The organism is Thermosulfuriphilus ammonigenes (genome assembly GCF_011207455.1).
In the GTDB taxonomy this organism is placed as follows: domain Bacteria; phylum Desulfobacterota; class Thermodesulfobacteria; order Thermodesulfobacteriales; family ST65; genus Thermosulfuriphilus; species Thermosulfuriphilus ammonigenes.
On sequence record NZ_CP048877.1, the window covers coordinates 2,030,600 to 2,056,769 of the forward strand.

Genomic DNA, 26,170 nt, shown 5'->3' on the forward strand with positions numbered 1-26,170 from the left:
GGCGCTCCTTTTTAAACGTCATGACTAAAAGTGTCAATTTTTTAACGCTTGTTGGTTTTACCTGAATCGAGGGCCTTTGCGGCCAGGGGAACAAGGAGAAGCCCGGGGAGGGCCAGAAAGAAGGTCATTAGAAAAAAGCTGGCGTAGCCCAGGGCCTCGGCCAACCAACCACTGAGGGCCCCCGAGAGAGAGCGGGTTAGAGAAAACAGGGTGGAGAGCAGGGCATACTGGCTGGCGGCGGCCTGGCGATCACAGAGGGCCATAAGATAGGCCAGAAACGGGGCCGTTCCTAGACCTCCGGTAAAACTTTCCAGGGCGGAGGCCGAATAGACCAGGGGGCGGCTTGTTTCTAGAGCGGCGGCCAGGGCATAGCCAAGATTGGACAGGGCCTGGGCGGCTCCTAAGTAGAGAAGTCCGCGAACAAGGCCGATCCGGCTAGTGATTATCCCCCCGGCCATGGCCCCGGCAATAGAGAGCGCCGTTCCCAGGGAGCCTGAGATCAGGCCGATCTCGGCTCGAGAAAAGCCGGCATCCACCCAGAAGGGATGGACCATGGGCCCCATGGCGGTGTCTCCCAGCTTAAAGAGGAGTATAAAGACAGCCGCCGGAACAATGCCCGGTCTCTTTAAGAGATTCCTGAAGGTAAAAACGACAGTCTGGCGGACTCCCCTCTGTTTTCTGGCCGATTCTGCAGCTGGGGGGCCTATCAGCCGGCGGCTTAAAAGGGGCATGAGGGCCAGAAAGATGGCCCCAAAAAGGAGAAAGATCGTTTCCCAGGGAAGGATCTCACTTAGGGCCACCAGCCCCCCGCCGGTGGCAATTAAGGCCAGGCGGTAAGCCGCCACCCGGATACCGTTAGCGATGCCGAGCTCTTTTTTCTCCAGGATGGTGATAGTCAGACCATCGATGGCGATGTCCTGGTTGGCCCCGGCCAGAGCCAGGGCTAAAAGGGCGGTCACCAGGGCCACCTGGGAGGCCGAAACCCCGAGGACCAGAGAGGCGGCTATAATTATCAACCAGCTGGCCAGGATCCAATAACGATACTCTCCCAGGCTGTCTACCAGATAGGCCCAAAGAGGTTTGGCACTCCAGAAGAGAGAAAGGAGGGAGAGAAGTCCGATCTCCTTGAGACCTGTCCCCTCAAGGCGCAGAAAGACGGGCATGAGGACAAAGAGCAGGCCGAAAGGGGCCCCCTCGGCAAAGTATAAACCGGCCACTAAAAGGGCCTTTGAGGCAGGAAGCCCTCTGCTAAGGGCCTCTTTTATGTCTTTGAATTTGTGATAATTTTTGGCCATGAGGCACACTTTTCTGGCCGCCCGCTGGGTGGGCGAGGCTTTAGAAAGATATCGCAATCGCCCACCTAAGGCGACCATAAAGGGCAAAAGAATAGTCTTTTCCGAAAGACACTATCTGGCCGCCCTGCTCCACATATATGTTGGAGGCGGTCTTTCCCTCTCCCAGGTGGCCAACCTGGCCAGACTCCCCGTGGAGGAAGTCCGCTTCCAGCGGACTCAGATAGACTTTCTCACCCTGGCCGACTATCTCAAGACCAAATTCTCGGAGTGGTATCGGGAGATGCTCCAGCTGGAGGATTTCAGCCTGGATTCTTATGCGGCCATTGCCTGGGAGTTTAATCTCTTAGAAGAGATGGTCCGCTCCCAGGTCAAGATTCCCCTGCTCCATCGCCTGAAGATTCTGGCCTACGATATAGACGATTATCTTCAGGGGGGGAAAGAGCCCGATGAGTATGATCGCCGCGTCTTTCGGCGACTCTTTACCTTTTTTCAGTTGATAGAGGCCATCCGTCCCACCCTGACCCGACGTCTTTTGGAGCGGGATATGATCCCCTTAGCCCAGAGATCCTTGGGAGCTGAAATCGAGCCGATCCTTTCCTGGCGCCCTGAAGAAGAAAAACAACCAGGCCTTTTCTCTGATCTTTTGATGGATATTCAGGAGGTTACCGAGAAATCTCTTTCTTGAGGGCTAATCGCTTAGACAAACCTCCACGGTAAATTCTCCGGCTTCGGTGCTGAAGGGAATAGCCAGTTTGGGGCCGCTACAGAGGTGTTTGATGGTGTGTCCCTTACCGGTGACAATGGTAGGAATGGAGGCCGAAAGGTTGAGTCCGTCTTTTTGGAGCATCTGGCGAGCGTTGCCGCAGATCATGTTGGTCAGCTCACCGACGGCGTCTTTCACCTCCTCGGTAATACCATCGTATTTCTCTCCTAACATGTTGGCCAGGATATGGAGAATACATGGTTCGGTAAAGGTGATGGATAGGGAACCCTCTTTGTCACCGGTTATGCCGATAATTCCGGTGATGTCTCCGGTGGCTGTGCCATCTTTTTTGATGTAAGGTTTTCCCGGTTTGGCCTCGGTCATGGCCATAGTCTTCAAGACATTTACTGCTGCCGAGAGAAAGGGGTTGATATAGCGAACGTCCATTCGGGCCATACTCTCCTCCTTATCACTTCCAATCGAATATTTAATCGGCAAGGAAACATTCCACCTTAATCCTCAATAACTGTCTTCTATCCTTCAGAACTGGCGTCGGAAGCGGTAGGCGCCAAAGGCGAATATGGCCAGACCGAGGGTGATCATGCCCAAAAACTCTGGCCAGAGGGTTCTGAGCCCCACTCCTTTGAGGAAAATGCCATAGGTGATGAGGATGTAGTAATGGAGGGGAGAGAAGACCATCAGCTCCCTTAGCCAGAAGGGCATGGCCTCCGGGGGAGTCCAGGTGCCAGAGAGAAAGATAATGGGGGCGATGGCAATGATGGTCAGAAGCCCTACCTGGGCCAGGTTGCGGGCTAAGGTGGCGATAAAAAGGCCGTAGCCGCAGGAGGTAAAGACATAGAGGGCCGTGGCCAGAAAGAAGAGCGGCAAGGAGCCCCTCAAAGGCACCTTGAAGATCGGCTCCAAGACAAAACCAATAGAGGCCGCCGTGCCCACCAAAATAACCCCGGTCATGGCCAAAACCTTGGAGAACATGATCTCCAGAGGGCCAAGAGGGGAGACCAGCAGCTGCTCAATGGTTCCGCGTTCCTTCTCCCGGACCATGGCTGCCGCTGGAAGGAGCATGGTCAGAAGGGTGATCACTGTAAGGAGCTCAGAAACAGACATAAACCAGGGCTCACGCTGATTGGGGTTGAACCATATTCGTTCTCGGTTGATTATGAGGGGGAGCTTTTCGAGGTCTTCATCTTTGAGCCCCAGGCGCTCAAAGGCCTGGTCTTGGCTGAAAGTAGCTACAATCTGGCCACCATAACTGGCGGCCAGAAATCCGATGGCAGAGTTGCTGGTGTCCACCAGCATCTGGACTTCTGTGCCCCGTCCCGAGGCAATGTCGGCCTCAAAACCCTCGGGGATATCCAAGACAACCATGGCCTCTCCCCGTTCCAGAAGCCTGATGGCTTCCTGACTTCGGGCAACCTCCCCGGCATAGATAAAATAAGGGCTGGTGAAGCGGGCCATAAGCTCCCTTGAATGATGGCTGCGGTCATGGTCAAGACCCATAAGGAGGGTATTCCTCAAGGAGATACTTACCCCCGAGCCAGCGATATAGACGTCCACCAGAAAGAGATAGACCGTGGCCACAATAAGGGCCGTATCCCTTACCAGCTGAAGGAGCTCCTTGATGGTGAGGACATAGATTCGCCTAAGACTGGCCCTCATCTTTTGACCCTTTTGCGGAAGAGTTTATATCCCAGAAAGAGCATCAACAGGGCGTAGAAGACGATGAAGGCGATCTCCGGGCCGAAGGTCTGCCATCTGCTGGCTTTAAGAAAGGTTCCGTGGAGGATGGCCGTAAAATACATGGAGGGAAAGAGCCGGGCCTCTATCTGACCGGCCCGATCCAGACAAGATACCGGGACCAGCATTCCCGAGTAGAGGAAGGAGGGAATCATGGTGGCCACCATAGCCACCATGATGGCGGCAATCTGACTCCGGGCAAAGGTGGAAATGAGGAGTCCCAGGCCGGTGCTACCGGCTACATAGGCCACCGCTGAAAGATAAAAGAAGGAGAAACTGCCCCTAAAAGGGGCCTTAAAGACGTAAATAGCCAGAAGCCAGAGGACAAGGGCGTTGAAACAGGAGATGACAAAATAGGGCAGGAGCTTTCCGATGACGAACTCCAGCCGACTTATGGTCGAGGAGTAGATATTGAAAATGGATCCGGTTTCCTTCTCCCGGACAATGGCCACAGCGGTAAGGAGTGGCGGAGTCATCAGGAGAACCATTCCGATTAAGGCCGGGGCAATAGAGTGGATACTCTTTACCTCCTGGTTGAAAAGGTAGCGTACCTCCAGGCGAACCGGGTTGACTAAGGTCTCGGCCCTCTCCAGCGGAAGACCGGATTTCCGGGCCAGGTGATCCCTCAAACGCTGGCGATTGATGGTTCCGTTTATGGCCGCCAGATAGCCCTTAATCATCTGGGCCCGGTAGGGGAAGATACCATCGACAATAGTCTGGACATAGGCGGCCCGGCCCTGATGGAGATCTCGTTCAAACCCCGGAGGGACGATAATTACTACCCGGATTTTTCCTTCGACAAGACGTTTTAGGGCCTCGTCCTCTTTATGGTAGCTCCCTTTGAGAGAAAAATAGCGAGACTGGATAAAGTGGTAGAGGTAATCCCGACTGCTATCACTGCCATCCTGATCCACAATGGCCAGGGGAATATTTTCTACGTCCAGAGAGAGTCCGTAGCCAAAGAGGATCATCAGGATCGAGGGCACCAGAAAGGCCATGGTCATGAAGAGGGGGTCCTTCCGGATTTCGATGCTTTCCTTAACTACCAAGGCCCTGATTCTTCTCCATTCCATGACCTTCCTCTCTCAAAATATGATAGACGAAGACGTCTTCCATGGTGATCTCCTCGGGGAGAAGGCCACGAGGAGAGAAGGCCTTAAGGGCGTTTATTTTTTCTTCCGGGGCCAGAACCCTGATCCGGGCTCCATATAGGGTGGCCTGAAGGCCCATTCCTCTTAGCTCCCTTAACACAGACAGGGGGTTGGAGACCAGGAGACTTATTGGCCGACCGGCCCTCTTTAACACCGCCTCTTTGAGGGCCTTTGGTGTTCCCTCGGCGATGATTCGTCCTTCATGCATCAGGCAGAGGCGGTCACAGTATTCGGCCTCCGTCATGTAGTGGGTGGTCACCAGGACGGTTATTTTCAGCTCCTGGGCCAAGAGATAAATAATCTCCCAGAAGCGCTTCCGGCCGGGAGGATCAACTCCGGAGGTGGGCTCGTCCAGAAAGACCACCTGGGGGCGGTGGACGATGGCACAGGCCAGGGCCAGCCTTTGACGGACTCCCAGGGGAAGGTCGGCGGTCCGGCGTTCCTCAAACCCCTTGAGCTGACAGAGGTCCACCAAGGCCTCCATGACCTCCTTTTCGTTTCTAACCCCATAGATTCCGGCGTAGAGCCAAAGGTTTTCTCGGGCGGTGAGATCTCTATAAAGGGAGAAACTCTGGGACATATAGCCGATTCTCTGGCGAATATGGCGGCCGGGGGCCCTCATATCTACCCCGGCCACCCGTCCCTCTCCCCGGCTGGGTCTAAGGAGACCACAAAGCATGCGGACTACGGTGGTCTTGCCGGCTCCGTTAGGACCAAGCAGACCAAAGACCTCCCCGGCAGCTACTGAAAAGCTGACTCTATCCACCGCCCGAAAACGACCAAAATCCTTAACCAGCTCCCGGGCCTCAATTACCGGCCCTGAGGGCGGCTCCCCTTCGCCCTTTAAGACGGGAGGAAGATAGGCCACTGGGTGGTGCTTTTCGGCCAGCCGGAAGAACCAGCTCTCCAGCCCCTCCGGGGCCAGGTCTTCCGGTGTTCCCCGGGCGATTATCCGGCCGCCGGAGAGCAGGGCCAGCTGATGGAAGCGACTGGCCTCATCCAGGTAGGAGGTGGAAATAACCGCGGTAAGCTCCCTTTCGGCTACCAGTTCGGCCACGATGGCCCAGAGCTCCTGGCGCGATAGGGGATCAACCCCGGTGGTGGGTTCGTCAAGAATAATTAGCTCCGGCTGATGGATAAGGGTGCAGGCCAGCCCCAACTTTTGTTTCATGCCTCCAGACAGATCCTTCACTTTCCGGTCAGGGTAGGGGGCCAGTCTGGTTATGGCCAAGAGCCTTTCCCGCCGCCGGTAATACTCTTTCTCCGGGACAAGCCTTAACTCGGCAAAAAAACGCAGGTTCTCCTCCACGGTCAGTTCCGGGTAGAGGTGGAGTCCCAGCCCCTGAGGCATGAACCCCAGACGCCCCTTGATTGCTTCGGCGTCTTCCTCTGAGGCCAGAGGTTGAGACAGGACGATGACCTGGCCTTCGTCATGACTTAAGACTCCGGCGATTATCTTAAGAAGGCTGCTCTTTCCGGCCCCATCAGGGCCAATAAGGCCAAAGATTTCCCCTTTAGGGATCTCCAGATCCAGGCCACCCAGGGCCTCTATCCGGCCGTATCTCTTGCGTAGCCCTCTGATGACTACCGCCGGGTGGCTCATCGGGGGAGTCTCTTGGGCCATGGGGCTTCAGGGGAGATCCTGATGAGGGCATCGGCCGGCATGCCTGGGGTGAGAATATGGCCCGGATTTTCCTGAAGATAGAGCTTTACGGCATAGACCATCTTTACCCTCTCAGCCCTGGTTTGGACCTCTTTGGGAGTAAATTCGGCCTTCCGGGCAATGTAGCCTACACGGGCGGGAAATCCCCTTTTCGGAAAGGCATCTACATAGACCCGGGCCTCTTGTCCCAAGGCCAAAAGGCCAATCTCCCTCTCGGGGACGTAAGCTTTAAGGTAGAGCTGGTCAAGATCGGCCATAAGGCAAAGGGGGCCTCCGGCCGATAGCATTTCTCCTACGTTGGTCAGCTTTCGGATAATGGCCCCGGTTATGGGGGCCTTGATCTGGCTATAATCAAGGAGGGCCTCCACCTCTTGGAGGGCCGCCTTGGCCTGAGAGACGCCCTTTTGGGCGGCTTTAAGCCCCTCTCTGGCCAGCCTGAGATCAGCCCGTCGGGTCTGAAAGAGGAGTTCTACTCTTTCGAATTCCTTCTGGGAGATAACTCCTCGCCGGTGCAGTTCCCGATAGCGTCTTTGATCTCTGAGGGCCTGTTCGTAGGCCACCTGGGCCTTCTCCAGGGTGGCCCGGGCCATCTGAAGACGGGCCTGAGCCTCCTGGAGACCAGCCAGGGCCCGGGCCCTGCGGGCCTTAAGCTCCTCGGCTTCTATCTGGGCCAAAAGGTCTCCCTTTTTAACCTCCTTTCCCTCGGTAAAGTGGATCTCTTTGACCCTGCCCGGTATCCGGGTAGCCACCGTGACCACCTCGGCTTCCAGGCGTCCGCTGGCAAAGACAAAGCCTGGAGGCAAACGCTGGGCCTCTCTCTGGCGATAAATACTAAAGGCCGCGGCCAGAAAGATGACCCCTAAAGCGGCGGCAAGGAGAAGGAGACCTCGGGGCTTCATTTTGGGTTTTCAAGGCTACCGCGGACAAAGGCGCAGATTTCCTCATAGCTGGCCTGAGGATTAAAACCTGGACAGGTGCTGGAGATGGTCTGATAGTTTTCCAGACTCTCTAAAATGGCCGGATGAAGCGGCCATCTTTTACAATGGAATGGTTTTACCGGGTGGATACGGCACAAGGAGTCCTTGGTGTCGTAGAAGATACAATGGCCATTGACGACCTTCATCTCTACCCGGTTGCCTTGTTGGCGGCAGTACTGCGTAAGAAACTCCTGGAGCCCCAGACCAAGGAAGTCAGCGATCCGTCGGCGTTCTTCAGGGCTCAGAGAGACAGTGCTCTCTCCCTGACAACAGAAGCCACACCTCCGGCATTCAAATATCTTTTTCACCACTTAAGCCTCCAACGTAGGCGATGGGGTCTTTGACTCCGGCTTTAGCAAACCCCTTCAGTCGCAGACGGCATGATTCACATCGTCCGCAGGCCAGATCCTGCCTCTCGTAGCAGGACCAGGTAAGGTGGAGGGGAGCCTTTAGACGAAGACCGAGGCGGACAATCCCGGCCTTGTCCAGACGAATGAGGGGGGTGGTGATGACTATTTTTGTCTCCGGCCGGGTCCCCTCCTCGATGACCCGATTGAAGGCCTCAAAGAAGCTGGCTCGGCAGTCCGGATAGCCGGAGAAATCCACCTCACTGGCCCCAATGAAGATCCGACTGGCCCCAATGACCTCGGCCCAGGAGGTGGCAATGGCCAGAAGGTGAGCGTTGCGGAAGGGGACATAGGTGATGGGGATTCCGCCCCCCTCCTCCTGAGGTACGGGGATGGTTTCGTCTGTGAGGGCCGAACCTCCAATTTCTTTGAGGTAGCCGATATCGGCCACTAAACGCTCCCGTACCTGATAGAACTCGGCGATCTCTTCAAAGGCCCGCCTTTCCCGGGCCGCGGTACGTTGTCCGTAAGTGACGTGGAGAAATGCCAGTCGGTAGCCCTTCTCGGCGGCCACCGCAGCACAGACACAGGAATCCATCCCTCCAGAGACAAGAACAACAGCCTTTTCAGACACCGGCTCTCTCCCCCCATAGAATCTTGTGGAGCTGGATTTGAAACCTCACCGGCAGTTTATCCTCTAGAATCCAGCGGGCAAGATCAACCGGGTCCATCTGCCTCCAGACTGGAGACATGAGGACCTCTGCTACCCTCACCAGATCAAGTTCGACGATCTTTTTTCGAGCAAAGAGATAATCTTCTCGATCGGCAATGACAAACTTGATCTGATCAGGACGGCGGAGATACCGGAGATTTTCGTAGCGATTGTAGGCGCTCATTCCGCTTGAGGGACACTTGAAATCGACGATCTTGATTACCTCTTGTGGAACGCCTTTTAAACTTTGGCTCCCGTTGGTCTCCAGAAGAACGGTAGCTCCAGCCTTAAGGAAACCTTTCATTAGTTCGATTACTCCGGCCTGAAGAAGGGGCTCCCCCCCGGTTACCTCAACCAACGAGATCCCAGAGGCCCGCCAGCGCTCAAGGATTTCCTTAAGGGGCACCTCCCGGCCTCCTTCCCAGGCCCAGGCGGTATCGCACCAGCGGCAGCGAAGGTTACATCCCGACAGGCGGACAAAGAAGCAGGGATATCCGGCCAGGGTTCCCTCTCCCTGAAGACTAACAAAGACCTCCGCCACCTTAAGACTTAGGGCCATAGTAGGTGACACAGCTCCTGGGGGTCTCACAGACGGTGACGGCAGAGATTTTTATCCCCGGGCGATCAATGCGCCGGGCCATTTCCTCAAAGATATAGACGGCAATGTTTTCAGAGGAGGGATTTCTCTGGGCAAAGGGTGGGATTTCGTTGAGATTGTGATGGTCGAGCTCCCTGAGAACCTCCTTTAAGGCGCCCTTAACCTCCCGAAAATCAATACCCATCCCCAGAGAATCGAGCCTCTCACAGAAGACGGCCACCTCTACCGACCAGTTATGGCCATGGGGGCGTTCGCAGTTTCCGGGATAGTCTCTCAAATGGTGGGCGGCGGAGAAGTCATCACGAATCTTTATCTCAAACATCTACAATTCTCTCCTTCGGTTAGGAATTTGTCTAAAAACTTACACACTATCATCTCCCTAGCCAATATCCCTGGGGCCCTTCCTTGCCAGCCCCTCTTGTTCTTGGGTATCTTTTAAAAATGGGTCCAATTAAGGCCGTCCTCAATGGTCTTTCCCTGTTGCTGGTCTTCTTCCCTTGGCTTTCCTGGCGCCTTGAGGCCCTTCTGTGCTCTGGAAGCCGGCTTTATCTCTTTTGGGCCCAGACTCTGGCCCTTGTCCCGGGGCTACCGGGCACCTTTTTAAGGCGCGCCTTCTACTGGCTTGTCTTCCCTAAATGTAGCTGGGAGTGGGAGATAGGCTTTGGGGCCTTCTTCAGCCATCCCTGGGCCATGGTTGGCCGGGGGGTCTATATTGGTCCCTATTGCATCTTGGGTAAGACCATTCTTGAAGAAGGGGTCCTGGTGGCCTCCCGGGTAAGTATTCCCAGTGGTAAGAGACAGCACCGGCGTTTGCCAGACGGTCGTCTGAGCCCGGCAGAGGAATCCTCTTTAGAGGTAATCCGGATTGGAGCCCATGCCTGGATAGGGGAGGGGGCCGTGGTTATGGCTGAGGTCGGTCCTCAGGCCACAGTGGCCGCCGGGGCGGTGGTCACCAAACCTGTCCCTCCCGGGACGGTGGTTGCCGGAAATCCGGCCAGGCCCATCTCTTCTACCTCAACCTCGGGGCGAGAAGGGAGCCCGGGCTAATCAGAGAATGTAGCTGTTTTTTTGAGTAAAAAGGTCTTTAGTTGGGCCTTCCTTGATTTGACCAGACTTCTTCCTCTCTCAGGAAATCTTCCTCCCCCAATGGCTTTTTTTGGGGCTTTTATTGGCTGGTTGTCAAAAAATAGTTTTATAATCAAGTAATAATAGGGTCTTTTGCTGGACAAAACTTCTGTTAACCTGAGCGGGGCGTTGGGAGCAGATATGAGAGCCTGTTTCTGGGGGAGGGGCTGGTGGCTGATTGCCTTTTTTCTTCTGGGTCTTTTGGGGCCTCAGGAGGCAGGGGCCTACTCGCAAGGTTTTAAGGCCTCACCAGACCAGGCCTGGAGCCTGATAGAGAGAGAACTTTCCCGTGGCGGTGGTCTTAAGTGGCACCTTATCTGTCGAGATATCTCTCTTTCCCGTTGCACTCTGGTGTCTCAAAGTGGCAGCTTTACCCCTCTGGCGACGATAGATCTCCGTTATCCGGCGGTAAGGGGCCTTAGGCAGTCTTATCTGGAGGCCAATTTACGGTACCTTCTGGCCGACAGGTGGGAGCTACTCCTTGAACTTCGCCGGGATCAGGCCCGTCTTGAAGCCGCTCGGAAGAGGGCCAGGGAGATCCTCAAAGAACTCGGGGCCCGCGGGGATCTTCTGGTAAAGGAGCTCCCCGGGTATCTGGGAGAGGGAAAGAGACAATCCGCCCCTCAAGTGGTTTTAAAGGAGGCGGATACCGGCCTGCGGTCTGCTTGGCGACACTCAGAGCTCCGGGGGCAGGAGTCTCTTGTGCGGACCCCGGTGGCCACTGTTAGGCCTTCCGGGGAGCCCCTGGCCTCATATAAGGCTTCCCGAGATAGAGTCAAGCCGGCAGCCCCGACCCCTTCCGCACGAGATGATTATTCCTCCCCGGAGGAATACGGTTTGCTGGGGCAATTGCTTCTTTTTCTGGCCGGCCTTTGGGGCTGGGTTATGGATAACCTTATTTTGGTATCCGTGGTCCTGATGATCCTATCCCTTTTGATATCCATGGCTCGGAGGCTCTGATGCGGTCTTTTCTCCTCGGGGTGCTGATTCTCCTTCTTCTCTGGGCCTGTGGTGGGGGGCCGCCGCCGGAGGTCAAACTCTCCCGGGCCGAGGCCCTGATTGAGAAGGGGGACTATGAGGCGGCCTTGGCCATTCTTTTGCCTCTCAAAGAGGTTATGGCCGATGACCCCCGGCTCTGGTATCAGCTGGGGGTGGTGGAGATCCGTCTCGGGCGTCCCTACGAGGCCCTCCGCAGTTTGGAGACGGCCCTGGAACTTGATCGCCGTGATCCCCGCATCCTGGTAAAATTGGGCTATCTTTATCTGGTTACCGGCTATTATCAAAAGGCTGAGGCCCTGGCCAAGGAGATAGAGGCCATTGATCCCGAAAACCCTTACGCCCAGCTTATCCTGGGCAACCTCAAGGCCTTCTCTGGGCAACTGACCCAGGCTGAAAGCTATTTTCGAGATGTCCTTAAGCGAAAGCCCAAGGATTTTCGCTGTTATTTGGAGCTGGGAGATTTTTATCTCTTTAGGGGAGATCTGGCCCGGGCCGAGAACTGTTATCTGAAGGCTAAAGACCTGGCCCCTGAGCGGCCGGAGGTCTATATGGCCCTGGGTAATCTCTACCGTTACAGGGGCGATTTTCAGGCCGCGGCGGCGGCCTTTAAGAAGATGATCCTCCTGGCCCCTTCGGAGAAGACCGCCCGCCGTTACCGGGCCTATCTAGCCGATTTCTATCTCCTTGCTGGCTATAAGGATCGAGCTTTTTTCATCTATGAGAAGCTCTATCAGGAAGGCGGCCCCAAAGACTTTGACCTGGCTGTTCGTTTTGCCGAGGTGGCCCTTCATATGGGCCGGCTCGATGAGGCCAGGCAGGTAATTGAGGATCTCTCTCGTTCCTATCCCAAGAGTTTTGCGGTGGTCTATCTCAAAGGGCATCTCTGCCTCGGGGAGGCGGACTACTCAGGGGCGGTCTTTGCCTTCAGTCAGGCGGTCTCCATAAACGAGGATGAACGGGGGCTTTACTATCTGGGCCTTTCTCAATGGTTGGCAGGCTATCACAAACAGGCCAAGGCCACCCTGGCCCGGGCCTTAGAGATAAATCCGGCATCCTATCGGGCCAGGCTTCTTTTAGCCATCTTAGAGACGGCCGATGGCGAGAGGACTTCCCTTGCGGCTAACCTTCTTCCCCTTCTTGAAGCCCCTGATCTGGCCAGGGAGGCCCACAGTGTGCTGGCCGTAGATCTCATCCGCCAGGGAAATTGCCCCCTGGCAGAGGCCGAAGTAGAGATGTTCTCCCGGCTATATCCTGACTCTCAGGCCGCTTATTTGCTCCGGCTGGCGTCCCTTCTGGCCTGTGGCCGGGAGCGTTTGGCCAGAGACGAGGCTATCAAGCACCACCGGCCTCCCCTGGAGGCCTTTGTCCTCTGGGCTCCGGAGAAAGCCCTGGAACTTCAGGGGCAGGACTGGCTTTCGGTGTCGCTTACGGCCTCCGGCCTTCTTGAGGCCGGGCGCCTGAGAGAGGCCGCTCTTGTCCTTAAGCTGTCCGAAGATCGCCTGCCCCTGGTCTACCTTCGGGCCCTGGTGGCCCTTTTGTCCGGTAAAAGGGCAGAGGCCGCGGCGGCCCTTCGGAGATTGATCTCCGAGGCTCCCGATTTTTTTCCGGCCCTGGCCCTTTTGGGCGATCTGGCCAGGGAGGAGGGGAACCTTGACCGGGCCATTAAATACTACCGTCAGGCCCTAAAGTTTGCCCCCCAAGAGGCCACCGTTCTCAATAACCTGGCCTGGAGCCTCCTTGAGGCCGGGGGAGACCTGGACGAGGCCCGTCTTCTGGCCGAAAAGGCCGCCTCTTGCCGTCCTCAGGATCCGCTGATTCTGGACACTCTGGGCTGGATTTATTACCACCTGGGGATGAAGGAGGCAGCCAGGAGCTATCTTCATCGGGCCCTCTCCCTGGCCCCGGATGATAAGGTCATCAAAGGCCATTTGAGACAACTTGATGGCTCCCTGTGAGAAGGAATTTTCTCTTTGGAAAAAAACTTCTCTTCTGGTGAACTTTTTTTCTCATTTTTCTTTGACTCTTTAAGCCATCGGCCATTTTGGCCGCCAAAAAGCGGCCAAAATGGCCGTCTTCTTTGGCACTCTCTTTGCTTTATAGGGGGATATTGAAGTCGGGGGCTTAAGGGGGGTGGTAAATGGGGTAAGGGGGAGGCAAAAAGGGTTGAGACCAGAGTGACTTATATCAAAATCTAAGTAAGGAGGTTTTTATGAAAAGTAGGGTGTTTATCTTTCTTGTCTGTGCGCTTCTTCTTGGCTGGGCCGGAAGCGCCAAGGCCGTCTGGATAACGGATCTTTTTGTAGATACCGGGGTGGATTACGACGGCGATGGAGACACGGTAACCGGCTATTTTGATACCTTTATGTTTGAGGACAATGCCCAGTCTGTATATCCGGTGGAGAATCGGGCGGGCATTGGTATCGGAACCACCTTTATTGATTATGGCAATGTGATTGTGAATCACCTGCGCAGTGGTTCCACCTATCTTGATACCGATGACGAAGACATGAGGCTTGGCGCCGGTGATTCGAGCAGCTCCTGGGAGATGACAGTTACCTGGACTGGTCTTACCGGTGAGGTGGTGGATCTCTACATAGATACCAACGGCAATACAATAGCCTCGGCCAGGTACACGGCCGGTACCTTTACCATGTATTTTGACACCACCCCGGATGCCTCTTTCGGCTCGGATATCGGCCCTGGTGATGATACTGGTTTTGACGATGGGGATATCGTCATCACGGGTACCGTTATCCCCGGCCCTATGAGCACGGGTACGGCTACCGTTTATGTGGCTACTGGTCAGACCCTCAGCCGAAACGTAAATCTTCTTCTTAAGATTACCCAAGTAGATAGCAGCCTTCCGGCCCCGGTGCTGGGAAGCGCCACCTATGACCTCCAGGATCTGGTGGGCAAACAGTGGCTCCTCTCTATTGCCACCGAGGCTGGGGCCTCCGGGAACCTTATTTGGTATGGTGAGAACGATAACGACAACCTGACTTATCTTAAAGGTTCTGGAACTGGTTCCTTCCAGCTTCATGCCGTGCCTGAGCCGGCCACCCTTCTTCTGGTGGGCACCGGTCTGGTTATGGGCGGTCTTGGCGCTAGGCGCCGGAGCCGCAAGTAATCTTTAAGTTTTTTCTTTTAAAAAGGGGGGCTCAGCCCCCCTTTTTCTTTTGGGCCAGGATGGCCGGGAGCAAAAAGATATCCCCTAAAAGGGCGACTAACATGATCATGGCCGAGAGGAACCCAAACTGAACGGTGGGAACAAACCTGGAGGTTACCAGGATGCCGAAGGCCACAATGAGGATAACGGAGGTAACCGTCACCGCCCCTCCTTTTACGATCAGGGTTCCCAAAATGGCCTGATCCACCGAGAGGCCCGCCCGGCGAAGCATTTGATATTGATTTAAGAAGTGGATGGTATCATCCACCACAATCCCGATGGCCACGGCGGAGATGGTGGCCGTTGAGGTGTTAAGGGGGATTCCGGCCCAGCCCATGAGACCAAAATTGGTGACAAGAGGAAGAAAGTTAGGGACCATGGCCACCAGCCCGAGCGTCAGGGAGCGCAGGGCCAGAAATATAAAGGCGAAAACGATCCCCCCGGCCATGGTGAGGCTTTGAACCTGAGAGGAGACGATGTCCTTAATAACCTGCGTATTGAGGTAGGTCTTTCCGGTTATTCGGACCTCGAGCCCCCGCTTTTCCGGCTCCAGACGGTGGATGAATTCGGTAAGGTCTTCGATCTCCTCTTCTAGGGCCGATGAATTGTGGACTACTGTTCGAGCCGAGAGGCGGGCCCAGCTTCGATCTTCGTCCAGAAAGTGGCTGAGTTCCGTGCCGCTGTAAAGAAGAAGGTACTGGGCCAGGAGCTCTCGACTGTGGGGAAGCCTGTAGAATCGAGGGTCATCTTCGTGGAAGGCCTGGTTCATCTGTTTGAGAAAATCATGAGGCCCTACGACCTTGCTGAAGGCCGGCCGATTCTTGAGGAAGGCGGCGATCTCTTCCAGGAACCTTAGATTCTCTGGGTCCAGAAAGGCCTCGGGCTCTTTGGCCCGGATAGAGATCTCCAGGGTTTCGGAGCCACCCAGATTCTGATCCACGAACCTAGCCGCCACCCGTATGGGGCTTTTTTCCCGGAAGAACTCCAGCAGATTGGTCTCTGTACGGATCTGCGAGGCCCCCCAGAGAGAGATTAAAACCACAGCCAGGGTGAAGAGGATGATCCACCTCCCCCGGGTTACGGCTAGCCTGGTTAACTTTTGGGAGGCAGAGACCAGGGCCGACTCTCTCACCGGGCTATTGCCCCGGGCCGCCTCCTGGCCCAGCCAGGGCAGAAGCATGGCCAGCAACGTAAAGGTGAGGATGAACTCGATGATCATTCCCGCCGCGGCCGCCAGCCCAAAGTGTCTGATAGCCGGGATGCGGCTCGTCACCAGAGAGAGAAATCCAGCCGCGGTGGTCAAACTGGTAAGAAGACATGGTCTCCAGGATTCACCTACGGCCTTAATCACCAGAGCGGAGAAGTTTTTCTGGGGTTTGGCCCCGGGGCGGTCGAGCTCCAGATAGAAACGGCTGGTCAGGTGGACCCCGTCGGCCAAAGAAAGGGCCATGATAAGAGGAGAAAGGATAGCCGTCATGGGGCTCATGGCGCCCCCGACCAGGTTAAGGGCGGCCATTGTCCAGATAAGAGAAAGGGTCATAACAGCCAGAATCCCGACCACCGCCCGTATCCGGCGCAAGAAGAGATAGAGGAGAAGGGCCATGAGGACATAAGTCAGGGGGATAAAGACGGCCAGGTCGCTGTTCATGTAGGCGGCCATCTTGACATCTATAACCGGCCATCCGGCAAGATGAAGACGAGGGGCCCCGGGAAACCTGGCCCTTATTTCCTTGATCTTTTTCTCCACCGCCTCAAGAAGCCTGGCCTCGAGGTCTTCGTCTTCACCGTGGAAGGCCGGACGAACCAGGATCATGGTGGCCTGGCCATCAGTGGAGATCAGGTTTCCCCGGATAAGGGGGTTGGAGAGGGCCCGCTCTTTAATCCAGGCCAGCCTTTGGGCAGAGGTGGGGATTTCTTCTCCCACCAGGGGTTCGACGATGAATACCCCCTGGCCCCCACGAATATCTTCCACATTGGTCAGGCTAAGGACATCTTCTACCTCGGGGATCTCCTCCAGGGCCTCGGTGAGGTCTCTGATAAAGGCCAGGGTTTCCGGAGAGAAGAGCCTTTCGCTTTTAAAGGCTATTCCCAGGGCGTCATCGGCGCCGAAGACCTGGCGAAATTCTTCATAGAAGAGGCGCTTTTCATCTTTGGGGACAATGGCCTCTGTGGAGGTGACTACCGGTAAAGTGAGATAAAAGTACCCAGCCGCCAGGGTGATCACGGCCAGAGCTAGAGCCAGGAGAGGCCGCCTTTGAGAGATTAGCTGGTAGTAAAAGCCTTTTGAGGACATGATTCGAGGGCCTTTTTAAAGCGCCGTATAAGGAGTCGAATCATCAACCGCTGGATGGGATTGCGGTTGCCAAGGGGAAGATAGCCTCGGCGAAGCTTCATGCGGTAGAGATCAAGCTGGTGGAACCAGGGAGTCGGTTTTAGACCCGGGCGGCCGAGGATGATGCGTATGCACTCCATCGCCGCCATGGCGCTACAGAGCAGACAGGCAATGCCGCTTGAGGGACCGCGCTGGGCGGCGATATCCACGTAGGAAAGATCCATATATTTTAAGTGGGTAGGCCAGGGGGCCAGACCCACGGCAAAGGCCGCCAGTTTTTCAAGCTCACTCATTCCCTCTCGCACCCCAAAGTAACGATCAAAATCAAGCCCCCTATCCGGGGCAAAGACTAAGATGGCGCAGCTAAAGCCAAGGGGGGCGGCAGTGATGACCGGTATCCCCTTTTCTTTGGCCGCCCGATAAAGGGCCCGACGGAGATCAAAACTGAAAAAATCAATGCCGTCGATGATTACGCTGACTCCGCTTAGAAACTCATCCAGGTTCTCTTCGCTTACTCCTTTGGGGAAGCGTTCTATGCGAAGGTAGGGATTGATACTTAGGGCCTCTTCTACCATAACCTCAAGTTTCTCCCGGCCGGCGGTGGCCGCCTTGGCCCCATACTGGCGGTTGATGTTATGGGGCTCGAAGGTATCCAGGTCGGCCAGCTTGAAACTGCCCACTCCGCTGCGAACCAGGGCGATAAGATGCCCTCCGCCCACTCCTCCCAGCCCCGGGATGGCCACCGTGGTCTCCCGGAGGCGGGCCAGCTCCTCCGGGGTCAAAAGCCCCAGACAGCGAGAGAAGGCCACCTCCCAGAAGCCCTTGCGGTTTTCTATGCCAAAGTTTTTAAGGTTTTCTAAAAGAAAATCGTTGTCCATCTTTTGGGCTGCTGAAAAAGACCTGGGCTTTTATAAAAAGTTTGGGAAACCTTCCCTCTAGATTTATCGGATGGCCCCAGATTTTTTTGAGCCTCTAAAAACTTTAGACGAGACGTTCAAAGGATATCGACTCTATCATTCTTTGATGACCCATTAATGGTTCTACCCTAAAGGATGACTTTTAGGCCCACGTAGAAGTCGTCGTTGTTGTCGTAAAGATCAAGAAAGGTGTCTGATGGCCCGTCAATAAAATGGAAGCCCAAGAAAAGATGGATGTTGTCTCTTACCTGATAGATGATCTCCGGGTTGAGATACCACATGCGGGTGGTAAGGCCGTAACTGGCATCAAGACGGGTCTCCAGACGGTCTTCTAAGGCGGGCCAGGAGAGGCGAAAAAAGATGGAGCTGTCCAGCTTGGGCTCAAAGAGGATTCCTTCGGACCAGGCCAGGATTCTCTGCTGAAGAAATTGGAGGTTAAGGTATAGACCTCCAGGCCAGGTTCGATCTACTCCCAGGATATAGCCCCAGGATGGCTTCCTGATACCAGTAAGATCCTCCCGAAGGAGGACCCGGTCGGTTTGATAAAGGAACTCTCCTCTTAGACCGTAGTCTCCGCGGGTGGTCTCAAACTCAAAGCCCAGAAAGCGATTGCGAGGCCGACCGATGAGAATGGTCTGGCCGCTTATGCTTATGGAAGCCATCTGGGAGAGAAGATCCGCCAGGGGAGCGGTGGGGCTGGTGAGGCGAAATCCCTTGATGGGAAAATACTTTACAAAAGGATAGGGTGAACGGCTATGGGCCTCTAGATAGCTCAGGCCAAAGTCTATCTGGGCCACTGTACCGCTGAGTTTCACTCCCCACTCTGAGCGTCTAAGGCTCCAGCCGTAATCTTCTTCTTGGGCCGAGAGTCCGGCTCCCCAGGCCTTAAGGGTGGCCGGAACCTGGGGGTTTCGGGCTATAGCCTCTTTGAGGTGATCAAAGTTGGCCCAGTCTGTCCCGAAATGATCTCTTTCGTGGGCCTCATCTGTGGGGGAGAAGAGGGCTTCCAGGGTAAAGTTTCCTAGATAACGGCGGCAGAGGATCAAAAAGCTGGGGCGCTTTCTCTCCTCAAGACGGAGATACATGAGCTGACGGAGATCCTGGGGGTTGACATTGTCCAGGAGACTTATCTCATCGGCCTTGCCCCAGCGAACGAACTGCTTGCCTACCCGGACCTCCCAGTTGTTGGTCTGAAGGCCAAGGTAGGTCTCCCAGACCCAGTAGTCTGTCTCTTGCTCGGAGTTGTCATGGAAGGAGAGCCGATCAAACCTCAGAGAGACTTTTCCAAAAAACGGCCCCTTGCCCGGCCAGAAGAGTTCCAAGGTGGCTATCTCTCGCTCTGAGGCCCGGTCTTCTAGGGTGCGATCGTGGCTAAGATCCCAGCCTGTGCGCATCCATAGGGTGGCCTTGGTATCAACCGGAGATTCAAAGGCCAGGCTGGTGCCGGATAAAAACGGGCCTATGACCACAATAAAGAGTAAAATCAACCTCACCGCCCCAACCTCCCGCGCTTTTAGCGCCTTGTAGCACTTTTAGGGCGACTTTGAAAGGCCATGTCCCTAGGGGCGTCTTTTTACCAGTTTAAGCCCCATTTCTAGGGAGCGAACGGAGAAGAGATTGCTCTTAAGGCCCACGTTGTAGCGTATTTTCTCCACTTCTATTAGGGTGCGGTGGTCTTTTTTAAGATCTTTCATCTCGGCCTTAAGGACCGTCCAGATTCCCTGTATTTCTTCAAAGCTTAGAGCTTCGTAGACCTTCCAGAGGCGGCCCTTTTTGTCGTAGTATTCCACCCGGACGGGCAGGAAACCTTCCTGAGTTATCCACTGCACGAACCGGCTATATTTGGAATCTTTTTTCTTTTTAGGGCGGCTCTCCAGGATCCAGCAGGAGGCCTTGAGATAGGTGTCTTTCCCCAAGATTTGGTGCTCATAGCGGTCTGGATGGTGGCGCTCCATGTCTTCATAGGTGAAGTCAGAGCCCACGAAGCGCTGGAACCTGAAAGATCCGGCGATCCTGCGGGATCTCCTTAAGGCCGGTAAATAAAGGAATTGTTCCTCCTGACCGTTGTCTTTGGCCAGAGAGAGAAAACCTGTCCCGGCAATGTCCTTGGGCGAAAGGAATACAATAAGGGTCTTAAGGATCTTCCCTTCATCTCTGGTAGCTATATACATCTGACGCTTTCTTTCTTTGCCCCGCCGATCAACCAGGCTCATGGTAGCCCAGGCCTCGGAGTCCTCACCCACATTACGGTCATAGACAAATTTTGCCAGTTCATAGCCATTTTTTGGCTCTCTGGCCCGGGCCGGTGAGGGGAGCAGAAGGAAGGAAAGACCCAAAAAGCAGAGAAGCCCCACAAAGGCCCCTTTGGCTACGGAAGATAGACGGAGCTTGATGTTCATGTCTTTTAACCCCTTGGACTATTTTTTCTTGTTTTCTGCTCAAATAGCATCTATTAGAAAACCTTAACTTGATAATTAATTGTAACCTAATCTGGTCTCTAATTTGCAAAGCTCTAATAAGCGAAGAAAATGCCAAAAACTTCTTAGGAGGCGTCCAAAATGCTCAAGAATTATATCCAACAGGACGACAAAAGATATCGGCTCAAGGAGCCGTGGTCCATAAGGAGAATCCGGAAGTCACGGATGGTCAATGGCCTTAGAGAGCCGATCCAGGTAAAACTGGCCCAAGATCCGCAAACCTGGCAGGATGCCTTTGCCCTAGTCCACAAAAGATATGTGGATGTGGGGATGATCGATCCTCAGCCCTCCGGGCTCTGGATTACTCCCTTCCATGCCCTGCCTTACACCAGGGTCTGTGTGGCCTACGATACGGAGGGACGCCCTCTGAGCACGGCCACGCTGATTATTGATTCCCCTCTGGGCGTTCCCAGCGATAAGATCTTACCCTACAAGGCCCAGATAGATAAGCTCCGGGCCAAAGGCCGCAAGATTGCGGAATTCTCATCTCTGGCGGCCATCCCCAACATAGAAGGCCGAAATGGTCTTCTTCATGTTCTGAGGCTTCTTGTTAAGTACGCCTTCTGGCAGGAAGTGGACGATCTGGTGGTCTCCGTACACTATAAACACAGCCTTTTTTATGAACGAATTCTTCTTTTTGAACGTCTTGGTGATCCGGCACCACATCCCGTTTTCAATGATGCCCTGGCCATACTGGAGCACCTTGATCTCAGGGAAGCTCCGAAAAGATACCAAAAGGAATACGCCAATGCCTCACCAGAATGTGACCTTTACACCTTCTTTACTGCCTGCCGGAAGGGAGAGAAGGAACTTGTCCAGAGCTCCCGGGGGATGGACTGGAAGACCTTTGAGTATTTCTATCTTAAGCTCACCGACTTTTACTGGCGCTTTGACAAAGGTGTTCGAGAATACCTACAGAAGATCTTCCCCCGACTCAGGGAGATAGAGCGTCCGAGGAGAAAATACCAGCAGATACCAACTGTAGGGCCTTACCTACATTAATTCAAAGGAGGTGACGATGGGATGCTTGATTTTCCCGGAGTCTTTACCCCCATAGAGGCCGTAAGAGGTTTTGTCTTTGGGGCCCTGTTTGTGGTCCTTATGGTTCTGCTCCACATCCACTTTAATCTTCGGTGTGAGGTTTTGCGGATAAGGGGCAAGAGAGACACAGCCCGAATCTGTCGCCTCATTTACACCATTGTGGAGGCGGGAATAATCTCCATGATAGTGCTCAATTGGTCTCTTTTTCAGGCTTTGGTGAGAGGGCACGTGGTTATCCTTCCCTGAAGAATCCTTTTCTTCAAACACGCGACAGACGACCAGTCTGCCGCGTTTTTTTATCTTTTTGTTTGGCCCTCTGTTAGAGCTTATCTATCGGAAATGATCATATCCGGCGAAACTTATGTTCCGCCGCCTTCCCTTTTCGTCGATAAGAACAGGATGGTCTCCGGAGACGATCCTTCCTATGGGGTAGGCCCCCAGCCCCTGAACCTCGGCCCCCCTTTCTTCTTTAGCCGTGAAGAGGAGCCGATAGTCCTCCCCTCCGGCCAAAATGTAAAAAAGAGGGGGGTTTTCTAGGGGCAGAAGATCGAGCTCTTCAGGGTAGGGAATAAAGGAGGCATGGATTTCGGCCCCCACGCCGCTGGCCTGACAGAGCCGGAAGAGGTCTATCCCCAGGCCATCGGAGATATCGATCATGGCCGTGGCCAGACCGTCTCTGGCCAGTTGCTGGCCGAGGTTTAGCTCCGGCTGAGGGTCAAGATGGGCTCTCAGGAGAGGCTCTGGGGGACGGATTCCCTTCCTTAGGAGTTCAAGGGCCGCCCCCGAGGCCCCCAGAGGACCAGAGACATAGATAATGTCTCCAGGACGGGCCCCCTGGCGATAGATTGGCCCTTGCCCTTCGGGCCGGCCGATGATGGTCAGGGTGAGGCCGATTCTGGGGGCCTTGACTGTATCTCCACCCACCAGGGCCACTTCGGCCTCGCTTAGCCGGGAGAGAAGGCCACTAGAGAGGTCTCTGGCCTCTTTTAGCCCTCGGCTGGGAGGCCACTCCAGGTTTAGGGTAGCAAAAAGCGGCCTTCCTCCCATCGCGGCAATATCGCTCAGGTTAACAGCGGCCAGCTTCCGCCCCAGATGGTAAGGATCAAAATAACCCAGATCAAAGTGGATACCCTCCAACATGGTGTCTGTGGTAATAAGCAATGATTCCTGACCCACCTTGACTACGGCACAATCATCCCCCACGCCCTTTAAGACCTCATCCGGAAGAAAGGGGGAGACAAACAGGCGGATCAGGTCAGCTTCGGTCATGCCGGCTCTTTTTTGCTGGCCTTTTTTCATCTGTTTGGGGGCCAAAATGTCAATCCTCTTAAGGTTTAGAGCTCAAGATTCTGCCCTTATTTTCTCAAAAATGGGGCCTGTAATCTCTTCTGAATCTTACAAGTGGCTCTAGGGTTTCAAAAGATACAATCTTATGGGGCCAGGGCCTCCGGGCAAAGATAATGATTATTCACCGTCCCGGCAGTATAAAAAACGACATTGACCTGTCTGTGGAAAACTTTTTTAGAAAAAGGTCGATTAGGTGATAAAAAACGTTTAGGCTTTTGGCCAGCTATGGATATCAGACCAGCCTGCAAAGAGGATCAACCTCGTTGGGATGCCTTTGTGGAGTCCTTTGATGGAGGTCCTTACCTCCTTTGGGCCTGGGGAGAGGCCATTGAGGTCGCTTACGGACACAAGGCCCATTACCTTTTGGCCGAAGAGAAGGGGAGAATCCTTGGCGTCCTTCCCCTGGTCTTATTTTCTCTTCCCTTGGGGCGTAAGGCTCTCGTTTCTCTTCCTTTCTGTGATTATGGCGGGCCCCTTGCCAGTTCAGAAGAGGCAACCAGGGCCCTTCTTTCCGCTGCCAGGGAGCTTAAAGATAAACTGGGAGCTTCCGTTCTTAAGATCCGATCCAGAGAACCTCTTCCGGAGAGTGAACTTCCGGCTAACACAGCCAAAGTGAGACTCCTGCTGGATCTTCCTTCGGGCTCGGAGGCCCTCTTTAAGGCCCTTAAATCGAAGGTCCGAAGTCAGGTCAGGCGTCCGGTAAAGGAAGGCTGTGAGCCGCGTCTTGGAGGGGCGGAGCTGCTTAATCATTTCTATCAGATCTACTGTGAAAATATGCATTTTCTCGGCTCCCCTCCCCATGCCCAGACTTGGTTTGAGGCTCTGGTTCTACGAATGGGGGAAAGGGCCCGGGTAGGGGTAGTCTATCTAAAAGAGAAACCCCTGGCGGCCGGGATTATTCTTCTTGCCGGCCAAACGGTGACTATTCCCTGGGCCTCCTCCCTAAGGGCCTACAAGAGGATCAGCCCCAATATGCTTCTTTACTGGAGTTTTCTGGCCTTTGCTGCCGACAATGACTTTCTCGTCTTTGACTTCGGACGTTCGAGCCCTGGAAGCGGGACTTATCGTTTTAAGACCCAGTGGGGAGCCCGGCCACAGCCCCTTTTCTGGTATGATATTCCGGCCCCAAGGGCTGGAAGACAGAGCGCCTCAAGGCTCAGACCTCTGGTGGAGGACCTCTGGCGTCATCTTCCCGCGGGGCTGGTCAATAAAATTGGCCCCCGGCTGAGGAAGTATATATCCCTATGAGCCAAGCCATCTATATCGCCCATCGTATTCCTTTCCCTCCCAACAAAGGAGAAAAAATTCGGGCCTATCACTTTCTTAAATTCATCTCCCAAAGGTATCCTACTCACCTCTTCTGCCACATAGACGAAGAGCGCGACCTGGAGGCCCTCAAAGCTGTTGATCTCCCTCTTAAAGGGCTTCATTATCATTTTCTGCCGCGCTCAAAGCGGAAAAGTCGCTGTTTCAAGGCCATCCTGGATGGTCGTCCTCTCTCAGTGGCCTATTTCTATGATCGGCCTCTGGAGGTGCCTTTGCGCCATCTTTTAAAGGAGGCCGACATTGGCCTTATCTTTTGCTCCTGTTCACCTACGGCCGAATATCTTTTCCGGGCCCAGGGCCTGCTTGAGCAGCGGCCCAAACCCCGGCTTCTGATGGATTTCATGGATGTTGATTCAGACAAATGGGATCGGCTCTCCCGGAGGGTGCCCCCTCCTATGGCCTGGATCTACTCCTTGGAGGCCAAAAGGCTTAGAGCCTACGAGGGAAGAATAGCCCGTTTCTTTGATCATCTCTTTCTGGTTACCGAGGCCGAGGCCTCGCTCTTTCGGCAATGCGTTTCCTCTGGTTCGGTAGCGGTGGTAGAAAATGGGGTTGATTTGATCCGCTTTCATCCCGGGTACCGGAGCCCGCTCTCCAAAGAAGGCCCTGTTTTGGTCTTTACCGGGGCCATGGATTACTGGCCCAATGTCGAGGCCGTGGTCTGGTTCACCAGGGAAGTTTTTCCTATCGTAAAGGCGGCCTTCCCTGGCGTCTCTTTCTACATCGTTGGTAAGGATCCGGCCAAAGAGGTGAAGGCCCTTGCTGAAACCCCCGGGGTTGTCGTCACCGGGTGGGTTTCTGATTCTCGGGATTATATTGCCCTGGCCGATGTCTGCGTGGCCCCCTTAAGGCTGGCCCGAGGGGTTCAGAATAAAGTCCTTGAGGCCATGGCCATGGGAAGACCGGTGGTGGCTACTTACGAGGCCTTCGAGGGGATTCGGGCCGAGGCCGGACGAGATCTCCTGGTGGCCGATTCGGCCGGGGATTTTGCCCGGGCCGTGATCCGGCTTCTTAAAGATCCTGACCTGGCCAGGGCCATTGCTCGGGCCGCCCGCAGCCAGGTAGAGCAGGAATATTCTTGGGAGCGAAGTTTTCAAGTCCTTAAGGAGTTTTTGCCCCGGTGAAGCGAAAAATGGTCATCTGTCATCTGGTCTTAAGTCTTGAGCCCGGAGGCACGGAGCACCTGGTCTACCGAATGTGCCTTGATCTCAGGCGAGATCATGAGGTGATGGTCTGCTGTCTGGATTCTCTGGGTCATTGGGGAGAGAGGCTTCGGGAAGAAGGAGTCCCGGTCTATGTGCTCTTTCGCAGCCCGGGGGTAGACCTTTCTCTGCCCTTTGCCCTGGCCCGGATTCTTCGGGCCCACCAGGTGGATGTCCTCCACGCTCACCAGTATTCTCCCTTTTTCTATGGAGCACTGACCAAACTTCTTGCCCCCGGTATCAGGGTTGTCTTTCTTGAGCATGGACGCCACTGGCCCGAGAAAGAAAGTCTTCTTAAGAACATCTTTAATCGGTTTGTCCTTCAGCCTTTGGCCGATCAGATTGTAGCTGTCTCTCGGGAGACAAAGGATCGGCTTGTGCGCTATGAGGGATTATCGCCGGCAAGGATCAGGGTGATCTACAACGGCATCCAGGAGGTCTCCGTCATTTCTCCTCAGGAGAGGGTGGCCCTGAGGCAGGAGCTTGGCTTTTACCCCGGAGACCGGGTTCTGGTTACGGTGGGGCGTTTTGATCCCATCAAAAATCTTCCTTTGCTTCTGGAGGCTCTGGCCCTTTCTCGCTCCGCTGGCTCCCCCCTTAAGGGGCTCCTGATAGGCGATGGTCCCATGATGGCCGAGATAAAGGCCCTTAAGGAGCGTTTGGGGCTTGGAGGCTCGGTTGTCCTTACTGGCTATCGCTCAGATGCTACCCGCCTGTTGCAGGTGGCCGATATGTTTGTCCTCTCCAGCTTTAGTGAGGGGACGTCTTTGGCCCTCCTTGAGGCCATGGCCGCTGGGCTTCCCTGTGTGGTGACCGATGTGGGAGGAAACCCGGAGATCGTTGTCGATGGTAAAACGGGTCTGGTGGTTCCTTCAGCAGATGTCGTCAAGATGGCTGCCGCTCTCAGCCTTCTGGCCGAAAGGGAGGATATCGCCCGTAAGATGGGGCAAGCGGCTCAGGAACGCTTCAGGCGTCACTTTACCTTTGGGGCGATGATGGAAAAATACCGCGCCCTTTATCAAGGGCTTGGGGCCTAG

Annotated in this window: 25 protein-coding genes; 10 read left to right on the plus strand and 15 right to left on the minus strand. The window is 54.8% G+C overall.

All coding sequences use genetic code 11. The features are described 5' to 3' along the window. Nucleotides 1-41: 41 nt before the first annotated feature. Nucleotides 42-1,295: an MFS transporter gene (locus G4V39_RS09900; protein ID WP_166032780.1), complete on the minus strand. Its 1,254-nt coding sequence runs from the start codon at nt 1,293-1,295 to the stop codon at nt 42-44. On the opposite strand from G4V39_RS09900, the gene G4V39_RS09905 reads away from it, so the two are divergent. Then, nucleotides 1,294-1,980, plus strand: coding sequence for a hypothetical protein (locus tag G4V39_RS09905; protein WP_166032781.1), 687 nt, complete (start codon nt 1,294-1,296; stop codon nt 1,978-1,980). The genes G4V39_RS09900 and G4V39_RS09905 overlap by 2 nt on opposite strands. 3 nt (nt 1,981-1,983) lie before the next feature. On the opposite strand, the gene G4V39_RS09910 is transcribed toward G4V39_RS09905, so the two are convergent. The 9 genes from G4V39_RS09910 to queD all read right to left on the minus strand — a co-directional run bounded on the left by G4V39_RS09910 (nt 1,984) and on the right by queD (nt 9,523). Then, nucleotides 1,984-2,454 carry a chemotaxis protein CheX gene (locus G4V39_RS09910; protein WP_210412092.1) on the minus strand — a complete coding sequence of 157 codons (471 nt, stop codon included), beginning with the start codon at nt 2,452-2,454 and terminating at the stop codon, nt 1,984-1,986. 84 nt (nt 2,455-2,538) lie between these two features. Further along, a complete protein-coding gene (locus G4V39_RS09915; protein WP_166032782.1) occupies nt 2,539-3,675 on the minus strand; it encodes an ABC transporter permease in 1,137 nt (378 codons plus the stop codon). Further along, complete coding sequence (locus G4V39_RS09920) at nt 3,672-4,826, minus strand: ABC transporter permease (RefSeq protein ID WP_166032783.1); 1,155 nt, start codon at nt 4,824-4,826, stop codon at nt 3,672-3,674. The genes G4V39_RS09915 and G4V39_RS09920 overlap by 4 nt, the downstream gene beginning before the upstream one ends. Next, nucleotides 4,792-6,507, minus strand: coding sequence for an ATP-binding cassette domain-containing protein (locus G4V39_RS09925; protein ID WP_210412094.1), 1,716 nt, complete (start codon nt 6,505-6,507; stop codon nt 4,792-4,794). Before G4V39_RS09925 ends, G4V39_RS09920 begins: the two co-directional genes overlap by 35 nt. Further along, nucleotides 6,504-7,466, minus strand: a complete 963-nt coding sequence (locus G4V39_RS09930; protein WP_166032785.1) for an HlyD family secretion protein — start codon at nt 7,464-7,466, stop codon at nt 6,504-6,506. Before G4V39_RS09930 ends, G4V39_RS09925 begins: the two co-directional genes overlap by 4 nt. Next, complete coding sequence (locus tag G4V39_RS09935) at nt 7,463-7,852, minus strand: YkgJ family cysteine cluster protein (RefSeq protein WP_246169671.1); 390 nt, start codon at nt 7,850-7,852, stop codon at nt 7,463-7,465. The genes G4V39_RS09930 and G4V39_RS09935 overlap by 4 nt, the downstream gene beginning before the upstream one ends. Then, nucleotides 7,836-8,525, minus strand: coding sequence for a 7-cyano-7-deazaguanine synthase QueC (queC, locus tag G4V39_RS09940; protein ID WP_166032787.1), 690 nt, complete (start codon nt 8,523-8,525; stop codon nt 7,836-7,838). The genes G4V39_RS09935 and queC overlap by 17 nt, the downstream gene beginning before the upstream one ends. Continuing rightward, nucleotides 8,518-9,162, minus strand: coding sequence for a radical SAM protein (locus G4V39_RS09945; RefSeq protein ID WP_166032788.1), 645 nt, complete (start codon nt 9,160-9,162; stop codon nt 8,518-8,520). Before G4V39_RS09945 ends, queC begins: the two co-directional genes overlap by 8 nt. Continuing rightward, complete coding sequence (queD, locus tag G4V39_RS09950; protein WP_166032789.1) at nt 9,146-9,523, minus strand: 6-carboxytetrahydropterin synthase QueD; 378 nt, start codon at nt 9,521-9,523, stop codon at nt 9,146-9,148. The genes G4V39_RS09945 and queD overlap by 17 nt, the downstream gene beginning before the upstream one ends. Before the next feature lie 119 nt (nt 9,524-9,642). On the opposite strand from queD, the gene G4V39_RS09955 reads away from it, so the two are divergent. The 4 genes from G4V39_RS09955 (at nt 9,643) to pepA (ending at nt 14,452) form a co-directional block, all read left to right on the plus strand. Then, nucleotides 9,643-10,248, plus strand: a complete 606-nt coding sequence (locus tag G4V39_RS09955) for an acyltransferase (protein ID WP_166032790.1) — start codon at nt 9,643-9,645, stop codon at nt 10,246-10,248. Nucleotides 10,249-10,467: 219 nt separating this feature from the next. Continuing rightward, nucleotides 10,468-11,286 (plus strand): hypothetical protein, encoded by an 819-nt coding sequence (locus G4V39_RS09960; RefSeq protein ID WP_166032791.1) that lies wholly within the window; start codon nt 10,468-10,470, stop codon nt 11,284-11,286. After that, on the plus strand, nt 11,286-13,280 hold the full coding sequence (locus tag G4V39_RS09965; RefSeq protein ID WP_166032792.1) for a tetratricopeptide repeat protein: 1,995 nt from the start codon (nt 11,286-11,288) through the stop codon (nt 13,278-13,280). Before G4V39_RS09960 ends, G4V39_RS09965 begins: the two co-directional genes overlap by 1 nt. A 254-nt stretch (nt 13,281-13,534) precedes the next feature. Beyond that, entirely contained in the window at nt 13,535-14,452 is a 918-nt protein-coding gene (pepA, locus tag G4V39_RS09970) for a flocculation-associated PEP-CTERM protein PepA (RefSeq protein ID WP_166032793.1), read from the plus strand. 31 nt (nt 14,453-14,483) lie between these two features. On the opposite strand, the gene G4V39_RS09975 is transcribed toward pepA, so the two are convergent. From G4V39_RS09975 to G4V39_RS09990, 4 genes are all read right to left on the minus strand, one after another. Further along, nucleotides 14,484-16,784 (minus strand): efflux RND transporter permease subunit, encoded by a 2,301-nt coding sequence (locus G4V39_RS09975; RefSeq protein ID WP_166032794.1) that lies wholly within the window; start codon nt 16,782-16,784, stop codon nt 14,484-14,486. Further along, entirely contained in the window at nt 16,754-17,701 is a 948-nt protein-coding gene (locus G4V39_RS09980; protein ID WP_166032795.1) for a ThiF family adenylyltransferase, read from the minus strand. Before G4V39_RS09980 ends, G4V39_RS09975 begins: the two co-directional genes overlap by 31 nt. A 167-nt stretch (nt 17,702-17,868) precedes the next feature. After that, nucleotides 17,869-19,233, minus strand: a complete 1,365-nt coding sequence (locus G4V39_RS09985) for a DUF1302 family protein (RefSeq protein WP_166032796.1) — start codon at nt 19,231-19,233, stop codon at nt 17,869-17,871. A gap of 66 nt (nt 19,234-19,299) precedes the next feature. Next, the gene (locus G4V39_RS09990) at nt 19,300-20,139 is read right to left on the minus strand and encodes an outer membrane lipoprotein-sorting protein (protein WP_166032797.1); all 840 of its coding nucleotides are present in this window, start codon (nt 20,137-20,139) and stop codon (nt 19,300-19,302) included. Nucleotides 20,140-20,298: 159 nt separating this feature from the next. On the opposite strand from G4V39_RS09990, the gene G4V39_RS09995 reads away from it, so the two are divergent. Then, on the plus strand, nt 20,299-21,219 hold the full coding sequence (locus G4V39_RS09995) for an N-acyl amino acid synthase FeeM domain-containing protein (RefSeq protein ID WP_166032798.1): 921 nt from the start codon (nt 20,299-20,301) through the stop codon (nt 21,217-21,219). Between the two features lie 21 nt (nt 21,220-21,240). Further along, nucleotides 21,241-21,504: a hypothetical protein gene (locus G4V39_RS10000; RefSeq protein ID WP_166032799.1), complete on the plus strand. Its 264-nt coding sequence runs from the start codon at nt 21,241-21,243 to the stop codon at nt 21,502-21,504. An 84-nt stretch (nt 21,505-21,588) separates the two neighbouring features. On the opposite strand, the gene thiL is transcribed toward G4V39_RS10000, so the two are convergent. Beyond that, nucleotides 21,589-22,527 (minus strand): thiamine-phosphate kinase, encoded by a 939-nt coding sequence (gene thiL / locus G4V39_RS10005; RefSeq protein ID WP_166032800.1) that lies wholly within the window; start codon nt 22,525-22,527, stop codon nt 21,589-21,591. 303 nt (nt 22,528-22,830) lie between these two features. Here thiL and G4V39_RS10010 point away from each other — a divergent pair, with 303 nt between their 5' ends. Genes G4V39_RS10010 through G4V39_RS10020 form a run of 3 tightly spaced genes read left to right on the plus strand, consistent with a single transcriptional unit; the run spans nt 22,831 to nt 26,170 of the window. Then, nucleotides 22,831-23,853 (plus strand): FemAB family XrtA/PEP-CTERM system-associated protein, encoded by a 1,023-nt coding sequence (locus G4V39_RS10010; RefSeq protein WP_166032801.1) that lies wholly within the window; start codon nt 22,831-22,833, stop codon nt 23,851-23,853. Then, nucleotides 23,850-25,055: a TIGR03087 family PEP-CTERM/XrtA system glycosyltransferase gene (locus G4V39_RS10015; RefSeq protein ID WP_166032802.1), complete on the plus strand. Its 1,206-nt coding sequence runs from the start codon at nt 23,850-23,852 to the stop codon at nt 25,053-25,055. Before G4V39_RS10010 ends, G4V39_RS10015 begins: the two co-directional genes overlap by 4 nt. Then, entirely contained in the window at nt 25,052-26,170 is a 1,119-nt protein-coding gene (locus tag G4V39_RS10020; RefSeq protein WP_166032803.1) for a glycosyltransferase, read from the plus strand. Before G4V39_RS10015 ends, G4V39_RS10020 begins: the two co-directional genes overlap by 4 nt.

Bases quoted from the DNA above. Each gene is read 5' to 3' on its own strand.
- G4V39_RS09980 (WP_166032795.1), bottom strand. From the start codon at position 17,701: ATGGACAACGATTTTCTTTTAGAAAACCTTAAAAACTTTGGCATAGAA.
- G4V39_RS09930 (WP_166032785.1), bottom strand. From the start codon at position 7,466: ATGAAGCCCCGAGGTCTCCTTCTCCTTGCCGCCGCTTTAGGGGTCATC.
- G4V39_RS09945 (WP_166032788.1), bottom strand. From the start codon at position 9,162: ATGGCCCTAAGTCTTAAGGTGGCGGAGGTCTTTGTTAGTCTTCAGGGA.
- G4V39_RS10010 (WP_166032801.1), top strand. From the start codon at position 22,831: ATGGATATCAGACCAGCCTGCAAAGAGGATCAACCTCGTTGGGATGCC.
- queD (WP_166032789.1), bottom strand. From the start codon at position 9,523: ATGTTTGAGATAAAGATTCGTGATGACTTCTCCGCCGCCCACCATTTG.
- G4V39_RS09965 (WP_166032792.1), top strand. From the start codon at position 11,286: ATGCGGTCTTTTCTCCTCGGGGTGCTGATTCTCCTTCTTCTCTGGGCC.
- G4V39_RS10000 (WP_166032799.1), top strand. From the start codon at position 21,241: ATGCTTGATTTTCCCGGAGTCTTTACCCCCATAGAGGCCGTAAGAGGT.
- G4V39_RS09990 (WP_166032797.1), bottom strand. From the start codon at position 20,139: ATGAACATCAAGCTCCGTCTATCTTCCGTAGCCAAAGGGGCCTTTGTG.
- pepA (WP_166032793.1), top strand. From the start codon at position 13,535: ATGAAAAGTAGGGTGTTTATCTTTCTTGTCTGTGCGCTTCTTCTTGGC.
- G4V39_RS09905 (WP_166032781.1), top strand. From the start codon at position 1,294: ATGAGGCACACTTTTCTGGCCGCCCGCTGGGTGGGCGAGGCTTTAGAA.
- G4V39_RS09925 (WP_210412094.1), bottom strand. From the start codon at position 6,507: ATGAGCCACCCGGCGGTAGTCATCAGAGGGCTACGCAAGAGATACGGC.
- G4V39_RS09900 (WP_166032780.1), bottom strand. From the start codon at position 1,295: ATGGCCAAAAATTATCACAAATTCAAAGACATAAAAGAGGCCCTTAGC.
- G4V39_RS09960 (WP_166032791.1), top strand. From the start codon at position 10,468: ATGAGAGCCTGTTTCTGGGGGAGGGGCTGGTGGCTGATTGCCTTTTTT.
- G4V39_RS09910 (WP_210412092.1), bottom strand. From the start codon at position 2,454: ATGGCCCGAATGGACGTTCGCTATATCAACCCCTTTCTCTCGGCAGCA.
- G4V39_RS09975 (WP_166032794.1), bottom strand. From the start codon at position 16,784: ATGTCCTCAAAAGGCTTTTACTACCAGCTAATCTCTCAAAGGCGGCCT.
- G4V39_RS09920 (WP_166032783.1), bottom strand. From the start codon at position 4,826: ATGGAATGGAGAAGAATCAGGGCCTTGGTAGTTAAGGAAAGCATCGAA.
- G4V39_RS09995 (WP_166032798.1), top strand. From the start codon at position 20,299: ATGCTCAAGAATTATATCCAACAGGACGACAAAAGATATCGGCTCAAG.
- G4V39_RS10015 (WP_166032802.1), top strand. From the start codon at position 23,850: ATGAGCCAAGCCATCTATATCGCCCATCGTATTCCTTTCCCTCCCAAC.
- G4V39_RS09955 (WP_166032790.1), top strand. From the start codon at position 9,643: ATGGGTCCAATTAAGGCCGTCCTCAATGGTCTTTCCCTGTTGCTGGTC.
- G4V39_RS09915 (WP_166032782.1), bottom strand. From the start codon at position 3,675: ATGAGGGCCAGTCTTAGGCGAATCTATGTCCTCACCATCAAGGAGCTC.
- thiL (WP_166032800.1), bottom strand. From the start codon at position 22,527: ATGACCGAAGCTGACCTGATCCGCCTGTTTGTCTCCCCCTTTCTTCCG.